Genomic DNA, 1,066 nt, shown 5'->3' on the forward strand with positions numbered 1-1,066 from the left:
CGTCGTGGCGACCGGCAAGGGAGCGCCGGTCGAGGTCGTCGACATCATCGTCCCCGATCCGGGTCCGGGTGAGGCGGTGGTGCGGGTGCAGGCGTGCGGGGTGTGCCACACGGATCTGCATTATCGGGAGGGCGGGATCAACGATGAGTTCCCGTTCTTGTTGGGGCATGAGGCGGCCGGTGTGGTGGAGTCGGTCGGGGCCGGGGTGGTGGATCTCGTGCCTGGTGATTTCGTGGTGTTGAACTGGCGTGCGGTGTGCGGGGTGTGTCGGGCGTGCAAGCGGGGTCGTCCGCAGTACTGCTTCGATACGCACAATGCGGCGCAGCCGATGACGTTGACGGATGGGACTGCGTTGTCGCCGGCGTTGGGGATCGGTGCGTTCGCGGAGAAGACGCTGGTGCATGCGGGTCAGTGCACGAAGGTGGATCCGGCGGCGCGGCCTGCGGTGGCGGGGTTGCTGGGGTGCGGTGTGATGGCGGGGATCGGTGCGGCGGTGAACACCGGTGGTGCGGGGCCGGGTGATTCGGTCGCGGTGATCGGGTGTGGTGGGGTGGGTGATGGTGCGATCGCGGGGGCGAGTTTCGCGGGTGCGCGGCGAATCATCGCGGTGGACAGGGATCCGGCGAAGTTGGCGTGGGCGGAGGAGTTCGGTGCCACGCACACCGTCAACGCGGCCGAGGTGGACACGGTGGAGGCGGTGCGGGAGCTCACCGATGGGTTCGGGGCGGATCTGGTGATCGATGCGGTGGGGGTGCCTGCGACGTATGAGCAGGCGTTCTACGCGCGGGATCTGGCCGGGACGGTGGTGCTGGTGGGGGTGCCGACTCCGGAGATGAGGCTGGAGTTGCCGTTGCTGGAGGTGTTCGGCCGGGGTGGTGCGTTGAAGTCGTCGTGGTATGGGGATTGCCTGCCGAGTCGTGATTTCCCCATGCTGGTGGAGATGTATCTGCAGGGCAGGTTGCCGTTGGAGAAGTTCGTGACCGAGGAGATCTCGTTGGACCAGGTCGAGTCCGCCTTCACCAAGATGCACGACGGAGAGGTCCTCCGTTCGGTGGTGGTGTTCTGA

The 1,066-nt window shown here is 66.8% G+C and carries 1 protein-coding gene; it reads left to right on the forward strand.

Annotation, left to right across the window (positions count from 1 at the left end; genetic code table 11):
* The coding region (locus LCD31_RS28760) for an S-(hydroxymethyl)mycothiol dehydrogenase (protein WP_224963320.1) at positions 1-1,066 on the forward strand (1,066 nt) is incomplete at its 5' end.

The sequence above is a fragment of the Saccharopolyspora sp. 6M genome (genome assembly GCF_020176775.1).
Classification (GTDB): Bacteria; Actinomycetota; Actinomycetes; order Mycobacteriales; family Pseudonocardiaceae; genus Saccharopolyspora_C; species Saccharopolyspora_C gregorii.